The sequence below is a fragment of the Acidovorax sp. KPB24-07 genome (genome assembly GCF_057543315.1).
Genome location: NZ_BAAJYS010000621.1, coordinates 1 through 1,488, shown reverse-complemented (window position 1 = coordinate 1,488; position 1,488 = coordinate 1). Strand labels below are relative to the sequence as shown.

Annotated in this window: 1 protein-coding gene and 1 pseudogene; both read right to left on the bottom strand. The window is 70.8% G+C overall.

What is annotated here, in order from left to right; all coding sequences use genetic code 11:
• Positions 1-323 (bottom strand): annotated as a pseudogene (locus AC27IQ_RS24460) (hypothetical protein); the annotation flags it as partial.
• 126 nt (positions 324-449) lie between these two features.
• A partial coding sequence (locus AC27IQ_RS24455) for a DUF1513 domain-containing protein (protein ID WP_487091129.1) occupies positions 450-1,488 on the bottom strand: 1,039 nt, incomplete at its 5' end.

Below are 1,488 nucleotides of genomic sequence, written 5' to 3'. Positions count from 1 at the left end.
GCGCCGGCCGGGCCCGTAGCGCCCGTGGCACCTGTCGCGCCGGTGGCCCCCACCACGCCCGCACAGTTGCCGAGGGCGCCCCCGGGGCCATGGCACACCGGCGTCGCTTGCGATGGCGCAGACGCCAGTCCGGGCACCGTGACGGCGCCTGACGCCTCGTCCACGCGCAGGCGGATCTGGGTTTTGTCGGTGTTGGTCACCGTGAAACCGCCATTGGGCGGCGGTGCAAGCACGATGTCCGCCGCCATCACTGCATGGCAGTGCAGGGCCCCAGCCACCAGGGCCGCGATCAGGTGTTTGCGTTGCGGAGGAAGAAAGGACATGGGAACCCCGTGATAACCGGCGGAGTGTAAGGAAAAGTCCTAAATTTTTGCCGTTTTGTAATGACTCCGATAGTTTTTATTTTGGTGTTCCGCGATGCAACATCTTTTAAGGGGGTGGCACAGGGTTTACCCGGTGACGTACCAGTGATTGTCCACACGCGCCTTGGCCAGGCCGCTGCGGTGGAGATGGGGCTGCGGTGCGGCGCCGCGGGCGTTTTCTAGGGTGTGGTCCAGCCCGGCAGCCCACAGTGCGGTGCCGTTCACGGCGAGTGCGCAGACCTCGGGCAGCGCCACCAGGCGCTGCCAGTCCCCCTGGGGGCTGAAGGTGGCAATGCCCTGGGCGCGCGGGCAACTCACGGCCCATCCCTCGGGGGTGGCGGCGATGCTGCCGCCATACCCCCGCAAACCGCCTTGCAGACCGCCCTGTGGGCCGCCGGGCCCCTGCGCGGGGACGGGCGCGGCGGCCCGCAGCGCCTTGCCATCGAAGAGCGCCAGCACGGGGGCCGCCTCCCGGTCCGGCTGGCCGTCGTGCTCGGCTTGCAGGGCGACGCCCAGCACCCGGCCGTCTGCGCTCCAGGCCAGGTGCCGAAGGCTCAGCCGCCGGTCGCCCAGCCGCCATTGGCCCAGCACGTCGCCAGTGCGGCCATGCAGCCGCACGACGGACGAGTCCATGGTCTCGAGCGCGCGTTTCACGCGGCCGGTCTCCGGCGCGGTGGGCACGCCGCCGTTGGCGACGATCAAGGTGGGCGCGCCATCGGCGAGCGTGTGGCGGTCCCAGAGAAGTTCGTGCGCGTCGATGCCCTGGGTGGGCCATTCGCTCACCGCCTCCAGCCGCTCGGCGCTGCGCTGCACGACGAGGCTCTGCCCGGTGTCGGCATCGGTCTCGGTGGTGTAGAGCAGGCGTCCGTCCGGCGATGCGATCACGTGGCCGTTGAACGAGCGCGTGCCGTCCGTCCACTGCCAGACGGGTTCGCGCGGGGTGCCTGGCCACCAGCGCACCAGCCAGTCGCCGGGCCGGCGCGACGCCGCCACGATGCTGCCGTCCGGCAGGGGGCACAGGCCGTGGGCACGGGTGGGAATGTCCAGGGTGTGCATTGCGCGCAGCGGTGCGTCCTGGCCGGGCCGGGCCTGCAGCACGCCGATGCGGTAGCTGCCGTCTTTCCTG